Raw genomic sequence first — 4026 nt, 5'->3', positions numbered from 1 at the left:
CTATATCGACGAGGTCGACAAGATTTCCCGCAAGTCGGACAATCCTTCCATAACCCGCGATGTATCGGGCGAGGGCGTGCAGCAGGCCCTGCTCAAGATCATGGAGGGCACCGTGGCCTCCGTGCCGCCCCAGGGCGGCAGGAAGCACCCGCAGCAGGAATTCCTGCAGGTGGACACCACCAATATCCTGTTCATCTGCGGCGGCGCCTTCGCCGGTCTTGAAAAGATCATTTCGGCGCGCGGCGAGGGCTCGGGCATCGGCTTTTCCGCCACGGTGAAGGACCCGCAGGACCGGCGCGTCGGCGAGCTGCTGGCCGACGTGGCTCCGGAAGACCTGGTCAAGTTCGGCCTGATCCCCGAATTCATCGGCCGCCTGCCGGTGCTGGCGACGCTGGAAGACCTCGACATTCCGGCGCTGATCGAAATCCTCACCGCGCCCAAGAACGCGCTGGTGCGTCAGTATCAGCGCCTGTTCCAGATGGAAGAGGTGGAGCTGACCTTCCACGAGGATGCCCTCAAGGCCATCGCCGAGAAGGCCATCGAGCGCAAGACCGGCGCGCGCGGCCTGCGCTCGATCATGGAAGCGATCCTGCTCGACACCATGTACGACCTGCCCTCGCTGGAAGGCGTGGAGGAAGTGGTGATCTCGGAAGACGTGGTCAAGGGCAAGGATGTGCGCCCGCTCTACATCTATTCCGAGCGCAAGAAGGAAGACGCCCCGGCCACCGCCTGAGCGAACCCGCCAGAAAAACAAAAACGCCGGGCCCTGCGCCCGGCGTTTTGCTTTTCGCCGGTGCCGCCCCACCCACCGAACGGCACCTCCCCCTTGATGGGGGAGGCTGGGAGGGGGTGTGGGAAGCCCCGATACTGGGGCCAAACAGCGCCGAACCCCCGTCGCCGCCGGTGAATACGATAAGCCCCTATGTCAGCCCGTGCTCGCGCAATGCGGCGCTTTCATCCCCGGTGATCCAGCCGAACACCTTGGCTGCCCCATCCTGCATCTGCACCAGATAATGCACCTCGAAATCGATGCGGACTTCGGTGCCGTCCTTGCGCTCGTAAAGCGAGGTCCAGTCCACCTTGGCGAGACAGTGCAGCGCGTCGATGGGGGTGATGTGCAGCCCCTTTATGCGCATCTCCCGCGTGCCGATGGCGCGGTAATGGGCGTAGCCCTGCGCCATCGCCGCGCGGAATTCGGCATCGTTTTTGCCGGCCCGCACACCCAGGGGCGCCGCCCCGATGACTTCGACGGCATAGAGCGCGGCCACCGCCTCCATATCCGCCTCGCCGGAAAGCGCCTGGTTGAATAGCGCCTCATAGCGTGCGAAGAGCGCTTTCACCGCAGCGTCCATCTGTGGCCTCCCACCCGCATTCATCCTGCGCCCAGGTTACACCCATGTTTCCGCCCTGCGCGCATATCTCCTGTGCGAAGTAACGGTAATGGTCACAAAAGCGCTAAGGTTGACTTGCGGCGGGGGCTGTCCACCCTATTTATTAACCTGAATCGCCCAGCCTTTCAGGCCGGGCAGTCGCAATCGGGCGCGCACCCTCCTCCTCCCGGCGCGCCCCGGAAAGGAAATGTGATGTCGGACGTCAATCCCACCGGCGAAACCAGCCGGGACCGGGTCTATCCGGTCCTCCCCCTGCGCGACATCGTCGTCTTCCCCGGCATGATCGTGCCGCTCTTCGTCGGCCGTGAGAAATCGGTCAAGGCGCTGGAAGAAGTCATGCGCGACGACAAGCATATCCTGGTCGTGACGCAGAAGAATGCGCAGGACGACGATCCCGCGCCCGACCAGATCTATGCCACGGGCACCATCGCCACGGTGCTGCAACTGCTCAAGCTGCCCGACGGCACCGTCAAGGTGCTGGTCGAGGGCCTGCACCGGGCGACCATCGATAAATACCTGCAAACGGTGGATTATTTCGAGGCCGAGGCGTCCATCCTGCCCGAGCCGGTGGAAGACGCCACCGAGATCGAGGCGCTGGCCCGCTCCGCCCAGACCGAGTTCGAGAGCTATGTGAAGCTCAACAAGAAGATCTCGGCCGAGGTGGTGACGGCGGTCGGCCAGATCGAGAGCCACACCAAGCTCGCCGATACCATTGCCAGCCATCTGGTGGTCAAGATCCACGAGAAGGAAGACCTGCTCTCCACCATTTCGGTGATCGAGCGCTTCCAGAAGATTCTCGGCCTGATGGAAGGCGAGATCGGCGTGTTGCAGGTGGAAAAGCGCATCCGCTCCCGCGTCAAGCGGCAGATGGAGAAGACGCAGCGCGAATACTACCTCAACGAGCAGATGAAGGCGATCCAGAAGGAACTGGGCGACGGCGAGGAAGGCTCCAACGAGCTGGCCGAGCTGGAAGAGCGCATCGCCAAGACGCGGCTGTCCAAGGAGGCGCGCGCCAAGGCCGAGGGCGAGCTGAAAAAGCTCCGCTCGATGAGCCCGATGTCGGCCGAAGCCACCGTGGTCCGTAACTATCTCGACACGCTTCTGGGCCTGCCCTGGGGCAAGAAGAGCAAGGTCAAGCGCGACCTGGTCCTGGCCGAGAAGGTGCTCGATGCCGACCATTATGGGCTGGAAAAGGTCAAGGAGCGCATCCTTGAATATCTGGCCGTGCAGGCGCGCACCGGCACGCTCAAGGGGCCGATTCTGTGCCTGGTCGGCCCTCCGGGCGTCGGCAAGACCTCGCTGGGCAAGTCCATCGCCAAGGCGACGGGCCGCGAATTCGTGCGCATGGCGCTCGGCGGGGTTCGGGACGAAGCCGAAATCCGCGGCCATCGCCGCACCTATATCGGCTCCATGCCCGGCAAGATCATCCAGTCGCTCAAGAAGGTCGGCAAGTCCAATCCGCTCTTCCTGCTCGACGAGATCGACAAGATGGGCCAGGATTTCCGCGGCGATCCGTCCTCGGCGCTGCTGGAGGTGCTCGATCCGGAACAGAACAACACGTTCAACGATCACTATCTGGAGGTCGATTACGACCTGTCGGACGTGATGTTCGTCACCACCTCGAACACGCTCAACATTCCAGGCCCGCTGATGGACCGCATGGAGATCATTCGCCTCTCGGGCTATACCGAGCAGGAGAAGCACGCCATCGCCAAGCAGCATCTCATTCCCGAGGCCGCCCGTGAAAACGGCGTCGCCCATGGCGAATTCGTGCTTTCGGACGAGATGCTGATGAAGGTCATCCGCCAATATACCCGCGAGGCGGGGGTGCGGAATCTCAAGCGCGAAATCTCCAAGCTGATGCGCAAGGCCATCACCGACATCGTGCGCACCAAGGTGAAGTCGATCGAGATCGACGATGAGCGCCTGGCCAAATATCTGGGCCCGGCCATCTTCACCCATGGCGAGATCGAGGCCGAATCCCAGGTGGGCCTGGTCACGGGCCTGGCCTGGACCTCGGTCGGCGGCGAGTTGCTGACCATCGAAGGCGTGATGACGCCGGGCAAGGGCCGCATGACGGTCACCGGCAACATCAAGGAAGTGATGAAGGAATCGCTGACGGCGGCCACGGCCTATGTCCGCTCCCGCTCCATCGAATTCGGCATCAAGCCGCCGATGTTCGATACGCGCGACATTCACGTCCATTTGCCTGAAGGCGCGACCCCCAAGGACGGTCCCTCGGCCGGCATTGGGCTGGCCACCGCCATCGTTTCGGTGATGACCGGCATCCCTGTGCGCAACGATGTCGCCATGACCGGCGAGATCACGCTGCGGGGCAGGGTGCTGCCCATTGGCGGGCTCAAGGAAAAGCTGCTGGCCGCCCTGCGCGGCGGCATCAAGACCGTGCTGATCCCTGAGGAAAATGTCCGCGATCTCGTCGAGATCCCGGATATCGTCAAGGAAGGCATGGAGATCGTTCCGGTCTCGCGCATGGATCAGGTGATCGAGCGCGCGCTGGTGCGCAAGCCCGAGCCCATCGAGTGGAGTTTCGATGAGGCCACCCCCGCCGTCTCCACCACCGTGGATGCCGGCGACGATGCGCCGGCCAGCATCACGCATTAATTCCGGTGCGCTG

Annotated in this window: 3 protein-coding genes; 2 read left to right on the top strand and 1 reads right to left on the bottom strand. The window is 63.2% G+C overall.

Features of this window, described 5'->3' with window-relative positions; genetic code table 11:
• Nucleotides 1-733 (top strand): ATP-dependent protease ATP-binding subunit ClpX (gene clpX / locus VDP82_RS15010; RefSeq protein WP_323015642.1); only part of this gene is annotated, 733 nt, incomplete at its 5' end.
• Nucleotides 734-920: 187 nt separating this feature from the next.
• On the opposite strand, the gene VDP82_RS15005 is transcribed toward clpX, so the two are convergent.
• Complete coding sequence (locus VDP82_RS15005) at nucleotides 921-1340, bottom strand: nuclear transport factor 2 family protein (protein WP_323015641.1); 420 nt, start codon at nucleotides 1338-1340, stop codon at nucleotides 921-923.
• Nucleotides 1341-1583: 243 nt separating this feature from the next.
• Here VDP82_RS15005 and lon point away from each other — a divergent pair, with 243 nt between their 5' ends.
• Nucleotides 1584-4013 carry an endopeptidase La gene (gene lon, locus VDP82_RS15000; RefSeq protein ID WP_323015640.1) on the top strand — a complete coding sequence of 810 codons (2430 nt, stop codon included), beginning with the start codon at nucleotides 1584-1586 and terminating at the stop codon, nucleotides 4011-4013.
• Nucleotides 4014-4026: the final 13 nt, after the last annotated feature.

Origin of the sequence: Devosia sp. (assembly GCF_034675085.1) — a bacterium.
Taxonomy (GTDB): Bacteria; Pseudomonadota; Alphaproteobacteria; order Rhizobiales; family Devosiaceae; genus Devosia.
This window is presented reverse-complemented; position numbering and strand designations above follow the sequence as displayed.